This window comes from Neomesorhizobium albiziae (genome assembly GCF_900114255.1).
GTDB lineage: Bacteria > Pseudomonadota > Alphaproteobacteria > Rhizobiales > Rhizobiaceae > Neomesorhizobium > Neomesorhizobium albiziae.
Genome location: NZ_FOSL01000026.1, coordinates 45,772 through 61,428, shown reverse-complemented (window position 1 = coordinate 61,428; position 15,657 = coordinate 45,772). Strand labels below are relative to the sequence as shown.

General features: G+C 59.5%; 14 protein-coding genes and 4 pseudogenes. 2 read left to right on the top strand and 16 right to left on the bottom strand.

Annotated elements, in window-relative coordinates:
- Positions 1–577: 577 nt before the first annotated feature.
- The 7 genes and pseudogenes from F3H98_RS31935 to F3H98_RS26065 form a co-directional block, all read right to left on the bottom strand.
- Positions 578–1,165 (bottom strand): annotated as a pseudogene (locus F3H98_RS31935) (isocitrate lyase/phosphoenolpyruvate mutase family protein); the annotation flags it as partial.
- Positions 1,166–1,205: 40 nt separating this feature from the next.
- A complete protein-coding gene (locus tag F3H98_RS26090) occupies positions 1,206–2,057 on the bottom strand; it encodes a class I SAM-dependent methyltransferase (RefSeq protein WP_149763249.1) in 852 nt (283 codons plus the stop codon).
- A gap of 77 nt (positions 2,058–2,134) precedes the next feature.
- Positions 2,135–2,410 (bottom strand): GNAT family N-acetyltransferase, encoded by a 276-nt coding sequence (locus tag F3H98_RS26085; protein ID WP_342211637.1) that lies wholly within the window; start codon positions 2,408–2,410, stop codon positions 2,135–2,137.
- Between the two features lie 263 nt (positions 2,411–2,673).
- On the bottom strand, positions 2,674–3,819 hold the full coding sequence (locus F3H98_RS26080) for an aminotransferase-like domain-containing protein (protein WP_149763247.1): 1,146 nt from the start codon (positions 3,817–3,819) through the stop codon (positions 2,674–2,676).
- A gap of 38 nt (positions 3,820–3,857) precedes the next feature.
- Entirely contained in the window at positions 3,858–4,484 is a 627-nt protein-coding gene (locus F3H98_RS26075; RefSeq protein ID WP_149763246.1) for a CDP-alcohol phosphatidyltransferase family protein, read from the bottom strand.
- Positions 4,485–4,641: 157 nt separating this feature from the next.
- Positions 4,642–5,838, bottom strand: a complete 1,197-nt coding sequence (locus tag F3H98_RS26070) for a pyridoxal phosphate-dependent aminotransferase (protein ID WP_149763245.1) — start codon at positions 5,836–5,838, stop codon at positions 4,642–4,644.
- Between the two features lie 29 nt (positions 5,839–5,867).
- Entirely contained in the window at positions 5,868–6,662 is a 795-nt protein-coding gene (locus F3H98_RS26065) for a phosphocholine cytidylyltransferase family protein (protein WP_149763244.1), read from the bottom strand.
- Positions 6,663–6,862: 200 nt separating this feature from the next.
- Between F3H98_RS26065 and F3H98_RS26060 the strand changes: the two are divergent.
- Positions 6,863–7,660: pseudogene (locus tag F3H98_RS26060) on the top strand (IS5 family transposase).
- On the opposite strand, the gene F3H98_RS32610 reads toward F3H98_RS26060, so the two are convergent.
- The 5 genes and pseudogenes from F3H98_RS32610 to F3H98_RS26035 form a co-directional block, all read right to left on the bottom strand.
- The gene (locus F3H98_RS32610) at positions 7,600–7,887 is read right to left on the bottom strand and encodes a hypothetical protein (protein ID WP_425294873.1); all 288 of its coding nucleotides are present in this window, start codon (positions 7,885–7,887) and stop codon (positions 7,600–7,602) included. The pseudogene F3H98_RS26060 and the gene F3H98_RS32610 overlap by 61 nt on opposite strands.
- Positions 7,888–7,940: 53 nt before the next feature.
- Complete coding sequence (aepX, locus tag F3H98_RS26050) at positions 7,941–8,807, bottom strand: phosphoenolpyruvate mutase (protein ID WP_280178026.1); 867 nt, start codon at positions 8,805–8,807, stop codon at positions 7,941–7,943.
- A 416-nt stretch (positions 8,808–9,223) separates the two neighbouring features.
- Positions 9,224–9,910, bottom strand: a pseudogene (locus F3H98_RS26045) (IS6 family transposase); the annotation flags it as partial.
- Between the two features lie 380 nt (positions 9,911–10,290).
- On the bottom strand, positions 10,291–10,968 hold the full coding sequence (locus F3H98_RS26040) for an RES family NAD+ phosphorylase (RefSeq protein ID WP_149763242.1): 678 nt from the start codon (positions 10,966–10,968) through the stop codon (positions 10,291–10,293).
- Entirely contained in the window at positions 10,965–11,492 is a 528-nt protein-coding gene (locus tag F3H98_RS26035; RefSeq protein WP_149763241.1) for an antitoxin Xre/MbcA/ParS toxin-binding domain-containing protein, read from the bottom strand. The genes F3H98_RS26040 and F3H98_RS26035 overlap by 4 nt, the downstream gene beginning before the upstream one ends.
- 205 nt (positions 11,493–11,697) lie before the next feature.
- Here F3H98_RS26035 and F3H98_RS31930 point away from each other — a divergent pair.
- A pseudogene (locus F3H98_RS31930) lies at positions 11,698–11,905 on the top strand (SMC-Scp complex subunit ScpB); the annotation flags it as partial.
- Here the strand turns inward: F3H98_RS31930 and F3H98_RS26025 are convergent.
- From F3H98_RS26025 to F3H98_RS26010, 4 genes are all read right to left on the bottom strand, one after another.
- Entirely contained in the window at positions 11,815–12,288 is a 474-nt protein-coding gene (locus tag F3H98_RS26025; protein WP_149763240.1) for an ArdC-like ssDNA-binding domain-containing protein, read from the bottom strand. The pseudogene F3H98_RS31930 and the gene F3H98_RS26025 overlap by 91 nt on opposite strands.
- A gap of 364 nt (positions 12,289–12,652) precedes the next feature.
- Entirely contained in the window at positions 12,653–13,612 is a 960-nt protein-coding gene (locus F3H98_RS26020) for a lipase family protein (RefSeq protein ID WP_149763239.1), read from the bottom strand.
- Positions 13,609–14,472, bottom strand: coding sequence for a DUF2971 domain-containing protein (locus tag F3H98_RS26015; protein ID WP_149763238.1), 864 nt, complete (start codon positions 14,470–14,472; stop codon positions 13,609–13,611). Before F3H98_RS26015 ends, F3H98_RS26020 begins: the two co-directional genes overlap by 4 nt.
- Complete coding sequence (locus F3H98_RS26010; protein ID WP_149763237.1) at positions 14,432–15,562, bottom strand: Fic family protein; 1,131 nt, start codon at positions 15,560–15,562, stop codon at positions 14,432–14,434. The genes F3H98_RS26015 and F3H98_RS26010 overlap by 41 nt, the downstream gene beginning before the upstream one ends.
- Positions 15,563–15,657: the final 95 nt, after the last annotated feature.

The following is a 15,657-nucleotide window of genomic DNA, read 5'->3' as shown; positions in this document are numbered from 1 at the left end:
TGCTGCGGATGAAGGAGCGGTCGCAATGAGCATCGCCTCTTCTTCCGCAAGCCAACCGGGCACTTTCTCAGTTGCTCGCCGCGCTTCCCAAAAGGCGCTGCGCCGTCATCGGATAACCGAGACGCTCGCCGCTTGGTCGCTCGCCGGCCCGGCGCTCGTTCTGCTCATTGGTCTTTTCTTTCTGCCGCTCTTCGCCGTCTTTGCCATCGCGCTTACCGACTGGCAGTTCGGGACGAGCTCGCTCTCCTTCGTCGGCCTTGAAAATTTCGAGGAGGTCTTCTCCGACGAGGGCTTCCGCGCCTCGCTGGTCAACACGATCGTCTACGTCGCGATCGTCGTGCCCGGTACGATCGTCCTCGGCCTTGCGATCGCGCTTTTGATCGAAGGCGGCAAGTCTTTCCGCGCCTTCTACCGCGCCATCCATTTCCTGCCCTATATGGCGACCCTCACAGCCATGGCGATCGCCTCGGAGGCGCTGCTTCATCCGACCATCGGCCTCGTCAACCAAACACTTGCCGGTCCCGGCCTGCCGACCGCCATCTGGCTGCGCGACGAGAACACGGTGCTGCCGGTGCTTGCAGATGTCGCGCATGGCAGCGATCGCAGCGCACATACTGTGGTTTGCCCAGATCACCGTCGAAATACATGCAGCGCGATATTCGGCGACCGGCGTGCTGAAGTATTTCGTCGGTACGATCACGACAGGAAGGCGGTTCTGCCATGATCGGGCAAATGCCAGGATCTCCGTCGGATCGGATTTGCGCGAATGGATGAGGATCGCGTCGGCATCGGCCTCGGCATAGGCATGCGCGCGGGCAAGCGCCTCATCCTGGCCGTGGCCGGCAATGAGGGCCTCTATCCGCGCCACCAGCACGAAGCCGGGGTCAGGGACGGCGTCTTTCACAGCCTTCAATCGGCCGCACAACTCCTCGATGTCGGCGAGCGGGTGGCGATCGCCAATGAACGAATTCATCTTCGGGAAGGCCTTGTCCTCGATGCATATGCCGCTCGCACCGCGTTTGTGCAGGTGGCCGGCGACAAGCCGAGCGTTGTTGAAATTGCCGAAGCCGCTGTCGCCGTCGACGAGAATGGGAATGCTGGCAGCACGAGCCATACGTTCCACCATATCGGCCACTTCGCTCCAGGAGGCCTCGTTGGCATCGCGGGGCGTCCGCGTGCCTGAAGGGAACTGCGGACTTGCATAATCATATTCGGCTCGGAACTGCGTTCCGTTCTGCTATCGTGACCTCCGTCACGTAGGGAACGATCAGTTTACCCTCGGCATCGGCGCTCGCCTCAAGGATGCGGCGCAGTTCTGCCATCACAGCAGCCGCGTCGTTCTCCGCCAATGCTCGCCTCGTGTGGCTTGTGGACAGACTCAAGGTCTCGAATTCGTCCGGGACGAGAGTTCGTGTCCATTTCCAAGAAGATCTACGGACGTTGCTGAAATCGGGATGTCTCGCCAAGTCTTCCCAGAAGGTTTCTTCCGAAAACCCGCCGAATTGGTTGGGAAAGGTGCCCCTTCTGTAACCCAGCAAAAATCGCTCGTGGAAGGCCTCATATTGTGCAAGAAATTCGCTGTCCCACCAGCGCAGTTTGTTCTGAACGATAGCAATAACACCCTTGAGTCTGAGAGCTCTGGCTGCCTCCTCGTAGTATTTTTCCAAATTGAACCAGTGGGCGGCGGAGGCAGCAGTGACCAGCGCTGCTTTCTCATCATCGATGGGGATATGATCGGAAGAGCCAGACAGCAATTCTATGTTCCGGTAGGCCTTTGACGCTTCAAACGCCTCTCGCCGCATATCGTCATTGGGTTCTATACCTATGACCTTGTCGGTTGTCTTGAGTGCATCCGCGATATGGCGAGTGAATATTCCTGTGCCGCATCCGACGTCGACGGCGATTATGGGTGTGCAAATGTCGGGCAGAGCATCGACGATGGTTTGGACCACCCCGTCCGGATAGCCCGGCCGCGTCGATTGGTAGTAGGCGGCAGCACCTGTATAGATAGCCCAATTGGCGGATGCCTCGTGGGGCCTGCTCGAACTTTGTCCCATGTCTTGAACTCCTTCTACGCCATTGTTTGGTGGGAAGTGCTAGGATTGGTTTGAGATGCGCTGATTTCCGCTCTGATTCAAAGACGGCGCGTGAGATCTCTGACATATAACGCATGTAAGCCGACGCCGGTGATGTCAAAAGCGTTGCCCAAGGCGCGAAACCCATATCCGAGGTAAAACGCTTCAACCGACGTGCGCCCATAGCACCAAACCCTTGTGCCGTTCCTCGCTATCACTTCCGCCAGACCGCCTTCCAGAAGTTGCCCACCAATACCGCGCCTTTGTTGTTTCAGTTCGGTCGCCATGCCGCGCAACCGCCAAGTACGACCCTCGTCTTTGCTGTCGTCCTTCATTGGTTCGGTCAAAAACGAAACCACCGACACAAGCCGGCCGCACCGAAACGCCCCCATGTGAAAAAAGTCGGACGTCGGATGGAACGGGAATTCCCAGCCAGGGATACCGGGACGCAGCACTCTCCTTCTAAGGTCTGCTCCTTCTTCCAGAGGGATGAGCCGTAAGTCGAATTTCGCGCTCGGAGTGTGCGGTGTTGCGACGTTTTCGCAAGGCACGGTTCTGCTCCACAATCTTCTTTTCTCTTCGGCTCCAAATTTATTTGTTAAGAAGGAATGTATTGCGAAACAATTGTCAGCGAGTACTCCAGCAAGTCCACTGTCTCCGGGTTGCCGATACCAACTCGTATCGCCTCAGGAGGCTCAAAGGTTTCAGATGCATATGAGTTACTGGCGGCAACCTGCACGCCATCGCTCTTGATGGCGTCCGCCAATTCTCGACTGGATATGCCTTCGGGTAGCGGCAACCACACATGCAGACAGCCAGGATCCGCGACATAACGGCAATTACAAAGGATCTGGTCGAGAAGTTGGTGTCGGGTGCGTAGCTCGTTCTTTACCGCCGACAAGATCGCCTGATCGTCGCCTCGGCGAATGAAACCGGACATCAACGCTGCGCTCATCGGCGTCGCCATCCAATAGGTCGCACGAACGCCCGGCCAGAACACGGTGGCAGCCTCATCCGGCGTCGGGGCAACGAGATATGCCAATTTCAGCCCGGCTGCGAAACTTTTCGCTGTCCCCAAGAGATACCAGGATATTTCCGGCACCATTGCCGAGATCGGCGTCAAGGGCGACGGGCTTAGAAGGCTATAGACATCATCCTCAATGATTTTGACGCCATAGCGCCTGGCGATCTCCGCGATATGCGCGCGGCGCCTCAACGACATCGTAACGGTTGTGGGGTTCTGATAGGTCGTCAAAAGATATATAGCGGCGGGGTTTGTTTCTTTGCAAATTTCCTCGAATGCATTTGGCTCAACACCGTCGGCATCGATGGGCACGTCAATCACCGGAATTCCGTAGCGCTCGGCAAACGTTCGTACCGGCGGATATGTCATTTGTTCTACGACAAGCGCTCGACCCTTAGGGATAATCCCGGGGAGGATCATATGAATGGCCGCTTGCGTACTATGGGTCAAAACTACCCGGCGCGCATCCGGTTGTGTTCCTAGTCGGCGGCCCGTGAATTCCGCTCCTCTCGACCGATCCTCGTCGGTGCCTGTCCAACGATGTGTTTTTACGAGGCTGGAAGGCGACATTGTCAGAAACAATTCTTCAAGCACATCCTCAAAAATTTGGTCGAAAGTCTGGGGAACAGGAGGTGGATGGTTGAGATTAAGTCGGATCAATCCATTCTCGTCGACGCACCTGTCGACCAACGATCCAGATTGGACGTCTATCCTATTCATTTCCTAGACCTCCCGTTGTCTTTGCTCACCGGCTTTCATCATTCGCCGCACCAGGTGAGGCTCCCTCCTGCCAAAACAGCAGAAATCGCGATCGCTAGGACTGTTGCGATCGGAATTGCCCGGCCCCGTATCGCAGGTACCTTAACCGCGCTAGTCACGTGCAGCACGGCGAGGGCGATGAAGGCGATGGCGAAGACTGTCGGAAACGCCACAATCGGCAAGACTGGCCGTGCCATCAGCAAGATCGCGACCAATGGAGTGTCATAGGAGACCGGAATGCCCGTGAACTTGGCATCCAACGTGAGCCCGAAATTCTCGAAATAGCTGAGGCGGATGGCGCCAGCCATGATGAGGGTGAGAACGGCTACGAACGACAGAACGCTCCCTACGCCAACAAGTATGACAACGACGGACGGAAATAGAACGCCATGAATGAAATCGCCGAACCCGTCAAAGCTCTTCCCAAAATCCGCCATGCCCGGCCGCCGACTGTTCTTTGTCTTGCGGGCGACATGACCGTCCCAGTGGTCCAGGAGCCACATCCAGAGCATCGATGCGGTACCGAGTTCGATTTGGCCGTTCAGGGCCAGGAAGAGTCCGAGGATCGCGAATACATACCCCGTTGCCGTAATGGCGTTGGCGTAGTCTCGAAGGTAGATCAGCATCGGGTACTCCCTCGACAAAGCTCTTGGTGACGGCCGCCGCCGGCCCGCAATTGGAAAAAGGATGGGCGTGCGATCACGGCACGTCATTCCATAGTGAACGCCATCCATTACGTGCCTTTGCCAAGTCGGCTCCAATTGCCTTCAATCACGCTGCCGCCTAACGGCTTTTCAGGCCATTGAGTGCAGCGACGACTTTCTCCAGGGCCGGTTCGATTTTTTCCGGTGGCGCTCCGAATGAAAGCCGCAGTCCTGTCTCGTCGCCGAAGGTGGTTCCGGGGACCGAAGCGACACCTGCTTCCTCAAGAAGGATGCGGGCGATATCATCCACCGTCCGGATTGAGCTCGTCCTCGGCAGCCCGGCGAGAAGCGGCGTGAGATCGAGATAGAAGAAGAACGAGCCATCGGCACGCGGTGGCGCGACGTCCTCCAGCTTAGAAAGGATTCTTAGCCCCGCCTTCCGCGCAGCGGCGAGGCGCTGATGCATCTCCCGCTCGTAGCTGCCTTCGCCGACTTCGAGGTGATGCAGTATGGCGTGTTGAGCAATCACATTCGCATTCGACGTCGTAAGGCTCTGAAGCTTCTTGGCCGCAGCGACGATTTCCGGTGGTGCCGCGAAATAGCCGAGGCGCCAACCAGTAATGGCCAACTCTTTGGAAAAGGCATTGACCAGTATGGCTCGTGAACGAATGCCCGGATGAGCCATCGTGATCGACTGATGACGATCACCGGTGAAAACAAAATTGGAGTAGCATTCGTCGGAAAGGATCCAAAGATCATACTTTATTGCGAGATCACCGATGGCCTGGAGGGTCGGCCGGTCGTACACCGCTCCCGTCGGATTATTCGGCGAGTTGATGATAATCGCCACGGTCTTTGGCGTTACGGCGCCACAGATGGCGCGGATTTCGGGAACATAGGAAGGCGGTCTGGCGTCCACGAAAACAGGCTTTGCGCCCGCCAGAAGAATCTGCGATGCGAATGTCGGCCAGCAGGGACGAACAATGATGACTTCGTCACCTGGATCGAGGAGCGCCAAGGTGGCGTCGAGCAGGCCCTGTTTCGCACCTGCAGTGATGACGATGTTGTCGGTATCCCACGCAAGCCCGGTTTCAGTCGACAGCTTCTCGGCAACGGCTCTGCGGAGGGACGTCAGGCCAATGGATTCAGTATAACGGTTTGCACCGGCATTTATGGCGGCGATCGCGCCTTCGCGAACCGAGTCCGGTGGCTCGGTGATCACCTCGCCGGCGGCAAGGTCCACAATCTCGCGACCTTGGACTGCCGCTGCCTTTGCGGCTTCCCGAGCTGCCGCGGTCCCTGATCCGGAAAGGAGAGAAATTCGATGCGCCAACATGTCTGTCTCCTGTCTGTTGCCCGCCTCTGCTAGGGCTCAGCCCGCAGGGGCTGGGCTGCCGTCAGGCCCTCTGGCGCGAAGATCCTTTCGGCGATCAGAAGATCCTCTTCGCTGTCGATCTCGTACCATTTGAGATCGTCGCACCGGGCCGCCGCTATCTGCAGTCCCTTCTGCTGAACCAGCTGAGACAGCAGCTCCTCGGTGTAGGATTTGACGGCGCCGGCGCCGATGAGATCGTCGAGGTGCGGGATGATCGTTGTGCGCAGGTCCTCGCCGGAAAAGCGGATGAGATTCATGGTCTTGAACAGCCGCGGTGAACCGTCCATCAGGTTTGCAGCAGTCTGTCCCATTCGCACTTCGGCGATATAACCGTGATCCGTCAGGACCACGGCGGAACCTTCCATCGATGCGCCGAACGGGGCGACGGCTGCGGCATTTTTTGCCATTGCGAGGTAGCGAAGTGCGTCCGGCTCGAAAAAGACATCGCCTTCGAGAAGGTAAGTATCGCCTAACAAAAGCGCGTGACGCGCCAGCCAGAGCGAATAGGCGCTACCGGTTCTGTCGAAAACATCCGATTGGACATAACTGATTTCGAGACTTCCGAAGCGGTCGCCGCAGGAATGTTCGATTGCGTCCTTGCGATAGCCGACGACGATAGTGACCTTTTCTACCCCAACCGCCTCGAGGTTTCGCAGCGCGTTATGGAGGATCGGGGTGCCATTGACTTCAACGAGGGGCTTGGGCCGCAGGTCGGTCAGCGGTCGCAGACGCGAGCCGAAGCCAGCAGCGAGAATAACGGCTTGCCTCGGAAGATTATCGGTCATTTGGTTATCCCCTAAGTGCGATGCTTTGCGGAATATTCGTGGTTCCCAGGCGCTGTAGCCATCAGCGAGCCAGCGCGGGCCGGGTCGGGATTTTCGGCGGAATGGCTTAGAGTCCGTTTGGAAAATCGAGGGAGTGGGTTTTGCGGTGAGGCGATTTGTGATTCAAGCTCTGGATTTGGAGCAAGCAGAGCCGCGGGCGAATGGCCCAGATCGCCAAGAAAACCAAGCGCTACCCGTCCGATTTGACGGACGAGGAATTGGAGCAGATCGCCCCGCTGATGCCCAGGCCTGGGCGTCGCGGCCGTCCGCGCGAGGTTGATTTCCGGGAGGTGATCAACGCCGTGCGCTACCTGGTCCGCGCCGGTTGCGGTTGGCGAATGCTGCCGATCCATTTCGGGCCGTGGCAAACGGCCTACGGCTGGTTCCGCGAGTTGGCGCGGCGCTTTCTGTTCCAAACCATCCACGACGTGGCGCTGATGCTGGATCGCGAGCGGTCCGGGCGCGAGGCCAGTCCCACGGCTGGCGTGATCGACAGTCAGTCGGTCAAGGCTCCGCAAGCTGAAACAAGGGGCTACGACGCCGGCAAGAAGATTGTCGGCCGCAAGCGACACATTGCCGTCGATACGGATGAGCGGCTCTTGATGGTCAACCTCACCACCGCCGACATCTCCGACAGTGCCGGGGCGCAAGCGATCCTGGACGGCATCCGCAAGCGCTGGCCCTGGGTGAAACATCTGTTCGCCGACAGCGCCTATGACCGGCTGAAGCTTATAGACAAAGCCGCCTATCTCGTCTTCGTGGTCGAGATCATCCGTCGATCCGACGACTAGAAAGGGTTCCAGGTCCTGCCCCGCCGCTGAGTCGTCGAGCGCACCTTCGGCTGGATGACGCGCTGGCGACGCCTCGTGCGCGATTATGAGCAGCGCATCGACGTCTCTCACGCCATGATCCTCGTCGTCATGGGTGGAAACCTCATCCGACGAAATGCCCATCCCTGATTTTCAAAACAGACTCTAAGAGCTGCGCGCCTCGTGGGCTGATGCAGCCCGACCGGGTCGGTATAGCGATTAACGCCCTTTCGAATGGCGTCGATCGCCCCGTCCCGGATCGTCGCGGCCAGATCGCGCCAGATTTCCCAAGCCGTCAGATCGACGATTTCGCTGGCGGCGGTGCGCGCGGCCGCGGTTCCCGAGGATTTGAACAAGCTTGTCCGTTGGGCCAGCATTGGCGCTTCCTGCGTTTGCAAATTGCACTTTCAAAACGGCCGACCGTTTCCGGTCAGCTATCGGCACCGTTTCCGGCCTTCGGCCACAGATAACGTGTTTCGGCGGCAGCGAGCTCGTCATAAGCCATTAATTCGAAGAGCTCCTCCAGCGGGGCGATATCGGGCTCGATGCCGGCTATGCCTCCCTCGTGAATGATGCGGTTGCAAATATTGCGCATCGCGGCGATCGCAGCGCGCATATTGTGGTTTGCCCAAATCACGGTCGAAATGCCTGCAGCGCGATATTCGGCGACCGGCGTGCTGAAGTATTTCGTTGGCACGATCACGACGGGAAGGCGGTTCTGCCAGGATCCGGCAAATGCCAGGATCTCGGTCGGATCGGATTTGCGCGAGTGGATGAGAATCGCGTCAGCGCCAGCTTCGGCATAGGCATGCGCGCGGTCAAGTGCCTCGTCCTGACCGTGGCCGGCAATGAGGGCTTCGATCCGCGCCACCAACACGAAGTCGGGGTCGAGGACGGTGTCCTTAACGGCCCTTAAGCGGCCGCAGAACTCTTCGATGTCGGCGAGCGGATGACGATCGCTGATGAAGGAATTCATTTTCGGAAAGGCCTTGTCCTCGATACAGATGCCGCTTGCACCACGCTTGCGCAGGCGGCCGGCGACAAGGCGAGCGTTGTTGAAATTGCCAAAGCCGCTGTCGCCGTCGACGAGAATGGGAATCCTGGCGGCGTAAGCCATGCGTTCCACCACATCGGCCACTTCGCTCCAGGATGCCTCGTTGGCATCGCGATAGCCGAGGCTCGACGAGATCGACAGGCCTGAGGCCCAAAGCCCCTTGAAACCGGCCCTTTCGGCAATCACTGCGGACAGCGCATCATGGGCCTCCATGAGGAATGACGGGCTGTCATGGATGCGAATGAGGTCACGAAGGGTAGTTACACCTTCGCTTGCATTGCCGCCCGGACTCCACGGGGGATGCCCCTTTTCCGATAGTACGCGGGTCCGACGCAGACCTGACATTCTGCTTTCCTCCCTTCGTTCCATTGATCGCGATATCACACACGACATGAATATTGGTCGGCAGCTCCTGCCGCCTCGCTACGAAGGGTTTCAAAACTCGTGCCAATTTGGCTGATCGAACCGAAGATGAAATTTTGTGTTTACTTTTCAGCTATTTAGCCTGAGCTCAACAAGAGATTGGCTAACAAGCCTGTGTCGCGGACCCGACAGGAGGCGTCCCGGATGGCGTTAAAGGAGACGACTATCGTAAAGTCATCGCGTCGGGCATGTTGATGGCCAATGGGGTCGCGAATTCCGGCAGTAGCCGCGACGTGAGCGATCTGACGCCATTTGGCCAGGGCGATATTGCGCAGGTCGCGCTGGTCGGCGGATGAAAGGGCCTGGCGGGGACGGGAACAGTTGGCGAGGGGGGAGTGGATGGAGGCGAAACGCTGCAGCTGGCCTGGCGACTTGACGCGCTTCATGATCTCCGGCCGTCGTCGGATCAGCTGGTGCGAGTTTTCGGCCGGGTAGTTTAACCCCTTGTGCCGGCGATGCTCGACGTGGGGCATGAGCCCCTGTCCGGCAACGGCATAGGAGCCGAGCTTGTCGGTAACCATCACCCGTGGTGCATGGCCCTGCTTCTTCAGGAGCTTTTTCATCAGACGTTTTGCGGCCTTGGCATTCCGCCGACTCTGCCCCAGAACATCGAGCACGAAGCCGTCCTGATCGACGGCCGCCACAGCCACTGCTTCTTCCCGGCAACGGTGACGACAAATTCATCGAGATGCCATTTGTCGCCTCAGTAGACCACCGAGCGGCGTCGGATCTGGTTGGCAAAATGCCAGCCGAACTGCGCTCCCCAGGCGCTGATGCGTGCCGATGGCGCCGCGGGCTGCCAGCATGTCCTCGACAATGCGCAGACTGAGCGGAAAGCGGAAATACAGCCACACCGCATGAGCGATGATCTCGGCGTGGAAGCGGTAACGGCGATAGAGCGGATCAGGGGCAATCGCGGATATGCACGCCTCATCGCACAAATCCGTCAGCCCTCAGTTAACTTTGCGATGTCCGACCGCATGCCCGATGCCATGCGGGTGCGGCGACAAACGGTCGAGCATGCCTTCGGGACCATCCAGGACTGGATAGGACGATGTCACTTCCTCACCCCACCTACCCAACGTCGGAACCACGTCCTCGCCTACAACCTCAAACGGGAGGTAGCGATCCCTGGAGCGCGGATGTTGATGAAGGCAATGAGGGCCTCTGAACCCTCAAATCGTCGGCGCGTCACCGGGCTACGCAAGAAGTTTCTACACATCCAAGTCCGCCCTGAAGCCGACGTTCTAGCCGGTCGTTTGCAGGGCTGCCCGGCCACCTGGACGACGCTCAGCCGGCACTCTCAACTCTGGGACTTGAGTCTTTTTACCTCGATCGTATGCAGGTCGGCATAAATCGAGATCTCAAAATGGTCTGTCTGAACGACACTCTCGACCTTCGTGGGCCGGTATGCGACGACATTGATGCCCCCGCGCATTCTCACACTATTGTAAAGAATTCCACCGCTGCCGGACGCGCGGATCTTTTCCCCAAACCGCTGGGACGCGGTATAGTTCGTTGAGGAATAAAGCTCCGGTCTGCTTGTCTGTAGGCCACGAATGTCAGCATACTCGCCATCAAGCCGCGCCGTGTAGGCCCGGTATGTTCGCTTGATTTGAGGCAGGCTTCGCGTCACAGCTTCACGTCGCAAGTGATGCCCAACGTCGGCCGCCGCCGTTTTCAGATCAGCTGCTGCATACCATGCGCCCAAGTCGGCAGAATTGAAGCGCATGCCGGTCAGAGCGACGTGAAGAAATGCTGCCATGACGACGCTTGCGTTGGGCCGGCCGTAGACCCATTCATGGCGCGGGAGGCGATCAATTCGCCCAGCTACCAATCGATCATTCGTCCAGCCGACGAGGTCCATGACAGCCGCCAGATCCGCAGCCGTCGCGACGCTATCGAACAGCCCAATCGGGGGAAATCGAGACGGAATTAGGCGGTAGGTTGGCTGCGGCGCCGGCGCGAAAGTCTCCGTCACCGAAATACCACATCCGCCTCTTCGTACGGCGCGAAAGCTTCATCCACCGCATTCGGCGCCATGTAGAGCCCGCCACGTGCGGCGTCGAGAAAACGGCGCACGGTCAGCAAAGCATCCAAGGAGCCGCTGGTTAGCAGGGCCAGAGGCGGATTTCCGCCAAAGACCGCGCCTGAGTTTGGGCTGCGCAGCCAGGCAACGCCCTCTTGTTCGGTCGCATAGAGAATTCCCAAGGCTTGGTGGATACCAAACACGGCTGAAATGCGTGTGAGCGTGTCGACGTCCAATGTGAAATCCCGATGCTCCCGTGCCAGCCTCGCCCAGTTGTGATAGGTCGAACGGGAAGGATAGCCGAGAGCCAAGCGCCGATCTTCCTCACTGAGGCTCCAAAGATCGGCAATCCCAAGAAAAGTGCGGAAACCGGGCGCGCTCAGTCGTTTCCTGTTCGCTGGCGCGAAACGCGAAGCATCAAGACGCAGCAGTCCTGGCTCGGCGGGTGCCGACTGCTTTGGAAGGGCTCGGGCCATAACTACCTTCAGATGTCCTGATTTGGATATAGTCCAATTTAGGACATCATGCAATGGAGGCAAATGATCCCTAACGACTCGGGTTGTCAGTTGGCTGGCAGACGAGTCTTCCGGGCTGGAAGACAAGTCCAGATTAGTAACTTTGCCTTTTTGCCCCTTTCAATCCGCAGTTGCGCGCCCCTTTCAATCCGCAGTTGCGCGCCCCTTGATCTTTGCCTCGTCCGAGCCAGTGACACCGAGTGTCCTCGCACCGGGTCGTTGGCAGCGAATGCAACCTCGACATGATCCTCGACGATATCCGCGAGGAACTGCGTGGCCGCCCCTACGAACTCGTCTCTGTCGCCGACGGCTGGCAGCACCGCACGAAAACGGCTTTCGCCGACGTGATCCGCGCGGCAACGGGACAGGGCGATGGGTCATCCGCGGCGCTGTAATAGGTCATGCTGCCGCCATGCCTGATGGCTACGCCGGTTGCGGCAAAGAACAATTCCGCGCGGTCGATACGCTGCACGGGGTCAAGGCGCGGTTCGGCTACGGCATAGAAGTGCGCGGGCAATCCCTCGACCTGCTCCACGTTAAAAACCGTGTAGCCCTTCAAGAACGGAATCTCGCGTTCGGCCTCTTCGCCGGTCGCCTCGACGTTGATTCCCTGATAGGGCACCCCGTTAGAGCACAGGGGCCGGGTAATGCGCCCTGCGGCATGCTCGGCATTCCACGGCTTGAGCCAAGACCTGACACGCTGCTCCAGTTCAGCCACAACCCGGCTGGTAATACGTTCATAAACACCCGCTTTCATTGCTCTTTCCTCCTCTTTGGCTGCGGGTGCGCAGCGCTGTTGCTGCAACCCTTGCCTCGCGGCGAGCAGCGGGTGTGCAAGCGGAGGGGCCGGTCGCGGGGAACCGGCTGCACGGAGCCAAAGGCGGAGGAAGCTGGGCGGACCGCGCCTCGAAGCGCGCTGAGGGCGGAGCCCTAAGTCAAAGCCCGCGCATCCGGCAGCGAAGCGGGCGACGAAAGAATTTCAGCCGACTCGTCCACCGTAGCCCGAAGGCTGGCCGAACAATTCGCGCGAGGGATCGTTACCGGATGGCCAAGACCCTGCGGGGCTTGGGAAGCGCAGCGCGTAGCGCCCAATCCGGCGTAGCCGGACGCGCCGCTGGGAATTAGAAAACGTGCTCTGTTGTGAGCTTGCCGCGATCGGTCAGCTCCTGGGCCGCAAGTTTTGCGCCGCAAGCGATTCCAAGCTCCTTCCGATAGCCTTCCATGCTGTGGGGCTCGAAACTCCTCGCCGCAAACAACGAAGTACGCCACAGGAAATACGCGCCGGTCCGGTCGCGGAGCGTCGGATCCTCTCGGCCTTGCGTATCGAATTCGCGCGGGTGGTCGGCATAACCCATGCGCCGGGATGGAACAGCGGGGACGATGTCGCCCGCCCGTTTGAACTGAAGCGGCGGCGCCGTGCGCCTCGAATAGTAGTGCGACACGTCTGCGTAACGCGGCGCACCGAAAATATGCGTCGGCTCAATATCGCCGAGCGGATAGAGAAGCCCTTCGGCGATGGCGGCAACCGCGCCGCCGAGCGAGTGGCCGCAGAGATAGACCTTGCTGAACGGTCCGCCGATCTTTTCCGCCTCCTCCCGGATCTTGATCGCGATCCGCACTGCCTCCTCGGCAAATCCGCGATGAAGCCGACCTGCGCCCGGCCAGAGCAGCGCGCCGAGAGTCGTGGGGAACACGCCCGCGACGGGCACAAGCGGAGCGCTCAGATTGATGCGCCAGTCAAAAAGAAAGGCGGTGCCGCGAAAGCCGACGAAGAGCTTGTCACCGACGGCAAAGCCTGCGGCGATGACGAACCGGTCGACTGCAACAAAGGCCCGCGCAAGATCGCGCTCGCGCAGCACGGTGAAAACGTTCGTCGCCGTACCTGCGGCGGCGATAGCGCGGTACGCGGCGCAGGGAACGACGAGCTTTGCCCGTTTGGGGGCGTCGATCTCGAACTGCGGAACATGGTGATAAGCAAGCTCGGAAGCGAGCGCGCAGACATACGGCAAAGCCCGCTGGTCCGATGAGAGGCCGTTTACAAGGCTCCAGAATTCATCGAACGAGTACTGCACGGCGTTCACGCGTGTTCGTTCGCATGGGCGACCGCTGTCTCTTCTGCGGTTCCGTAAGGCTTGAACCCGATCGAGAAACTGCCGGTTTCGAGAAAGCTGTCATGCACGGCCAGGCCCGGCAAACGCGCCTTCGCGCCATCGACAAGAACGTTCGCCGCCTCCGGCGCGGCGCGGAGGCCGACGTAAAGTTCCTGGATCGCGCTCGGCGGAACCCTGTAACAGCACGTCGCGCGCCCGTCGTGCCGGATGATCTCAAAGCTTCCGCTCGGGGTGCCGTTGGGTTCGGCTTCAACGCCTTTGAGACACTTCACGACGCGCACCTCTTCCTCGTAGGACCAGCAAAGGGGCTTGTGCAGGAAGAGGCGCTGGAGCTTCTCGTAATGATCGTGTGGGAAATGGTATGTGCTGCCAACGGCGATCCCGGTTTCAGGCGGCGTGATGAAAGGCGCAGCGAGGCGCCGCGAAACGTAGATTACGCTGCCGTACTGCGCGGGGATCAGATTGCGCGACTCCTCGGTCAGCCCAGCCGCAACCGCGTCGATTCCGATCACCAGTCCTCTGTGCTGGTCGGCATAGTGCGACCACATCAGAGGATTGGCGGCCGTCCTCGTCAGCGACAGGATGCCCGTATGTTCGGCCCAGGTCTGCGCCTTTGCCCATGCCCGCACATTTGCGAAGAAGCCCGAAACGGGATCGCCCTGCGGCTCCTGCGGATACGCGGGAAAGTCGAAAGGGTCGTTGAAAAACTCACGCCTCGTAAAGCTGACGGCGCTCCCCTCAAGGATTTGCCGTCCGCGTTCAAAAGGAACGTACTTGTACAACATCATTTCAGGAATCCCTCGTTGTCTGCCCTGATTCAATCGCGGCAAGGGAATAGCTGGTGCTGCGGCCTCCTCCTTCGTCCTTGACCAGAATCCCGCGTTCAAGCAGGTCGCTGATGTCGCGTAGTGCCGTATCGGGTGAGCACTTCTCGATGATGGCCCATTTGGAGGACGTGAGTTTTCCCTCGAACCCGTCGAGCAGACGGTTCAGCATGTCGCGCTGGCGGTCGTTGATAGCGCCAGCCGCATGCTCCTCCCAGAACCGTGCCTTCGTGAGCACGCCCGTAAGAATGCCCTCCGCGCCATCGAACGCGCGTCCCAGACACGCAAGAAACCACTGGAGCCAGTCGGTGATGTCGAGATCGCCCTTCTGCGTTGCTTCGAGAATCTCATAGTAGGCTTTGCGCACCTGCCGTATCTGCGCCGACATGCTGTAAAAGCGCTGCGGACTCTCCTCGGAGCGCGCAAGCTGCATGTCCGCAATCGCGCGCGCGATGCGCCCATTGCCGTCCTCGAACGGGTGAACGGCGACGAACCAAAGATGCGCGACGCCCGCCTTCACGACGGGATCGCTGCCGTCCTGCCCGTTGAACCAGGCGATAAACGCATTCATCTCCTCCCCGACCCGCAGTGCCTGCGGCGCTTCGTAATGAACACGTTCGCGCCCGACCGGCCCCGAAATAACCTGCATCGGCCCCGAGCTGTCGTCCCGCCACGCACCAACCCTGATCCGGTGCATCCCGCTACGCCCCGTCGGGAACAGTGCAGCATGCCAGCCGAACAGCCGCTCGTCGGACAGCTCCTGATCGTACTTCTGGGTTGCGTCGAGCATCATCTCGACGACGCCCTCAACGTCGCGGTCTGCCGGCGTCAAAGCGCCGATATCCATGCCGAGCCGCCTCGCGATGGAGGAGCGAACCTGATCGCGGTCGAGAATTTCGCCCTCGATCTCGCTGGATTTGAGAACATCCTCCGTGAGGGTCTGGAGCATGGCCTCATTACGCAGCCCGAAGCCGAGCCCCTCCATTCGTCCGATCAGCCGCCCCTGCCGGTGCCGCACGGCCGCAAGTGGCTCCGCCAGAACCTTGTGGTCCCAGCGAAACGCCGGCCATTCTGGCAATTCATGTATAACGGGTATAATCTCCGCACTCCTTGCGGAGATTATACCCGTTATTCACCGCAAAGACGAGGATAATCGCCGCATCGCTTGCGGCAAATAGCCCTCCCATTCAC

Coding starts and splice junctions, on each gene's coding strand:
- F3H98_RS26085 (WP_342211637.1), bottom strand. CDS start 2,410: ATGAAGGACGACAGCAAAGACGAGGGTCGTACTTGGCGGTTGCGCGGC.
- F3H98_RS26090 (WP_149763249.1), bottom strand. CDS start 2,057: ATGGGACAAAGTTCGAGCAGGCCCCACGAGGCATCCGCCAATTGGGCT.
- F3H98_RS32610 (WP_425294873.1), bottom strand. CDS start 7,887: ATGCTGGCCCAACGGACAAGCTTGTTCAAATCCTCGGGAACCGCGGCC.
- F3H98_RS26035 (WP_149763241.1), bottom strand. CDS start 11,492: ATGGCCCGAGCCCTTCCAAAGCAGTCGGCACCCGCCGAGCCAGGACTG.
- F3H98_RS26080 (WP_149763247.1), bottom strand. CDS start 3,819: ATGAATAGGATAGACGTCCAATCTGGATCGTTGGTCGACAGGTGCGTC.
- F3H98_RS26075 (WP_149763246.1), bottom strand. CDS start 4,484: ATGCTGATCTACCTTCGAGACTACGCCAACGCCATTACGGCAACGGGG.
- F3H98_RS26025 (WP_149763240.1), bottom strand. CDS start 12,288: ATGAAAGCGGGTGTTTATGAACGTATTACCAGCCGGGTTGTGGCTGAA.
- F3H98_RS26070 (WP_149763245.1), bottom strand. CDS start 5,838: ATGTTGGCGCATCGAATTTCTCTCCTTTCCGGATCAGGGACCGCGGCA.
- F3H98_RS26065 (WP_149763244.1), bottom strand. CDS start 6,662: ATGACCGATAATCTTCCGAGGCAAGCCGTTATTCTCGCTGCTGGCTTC.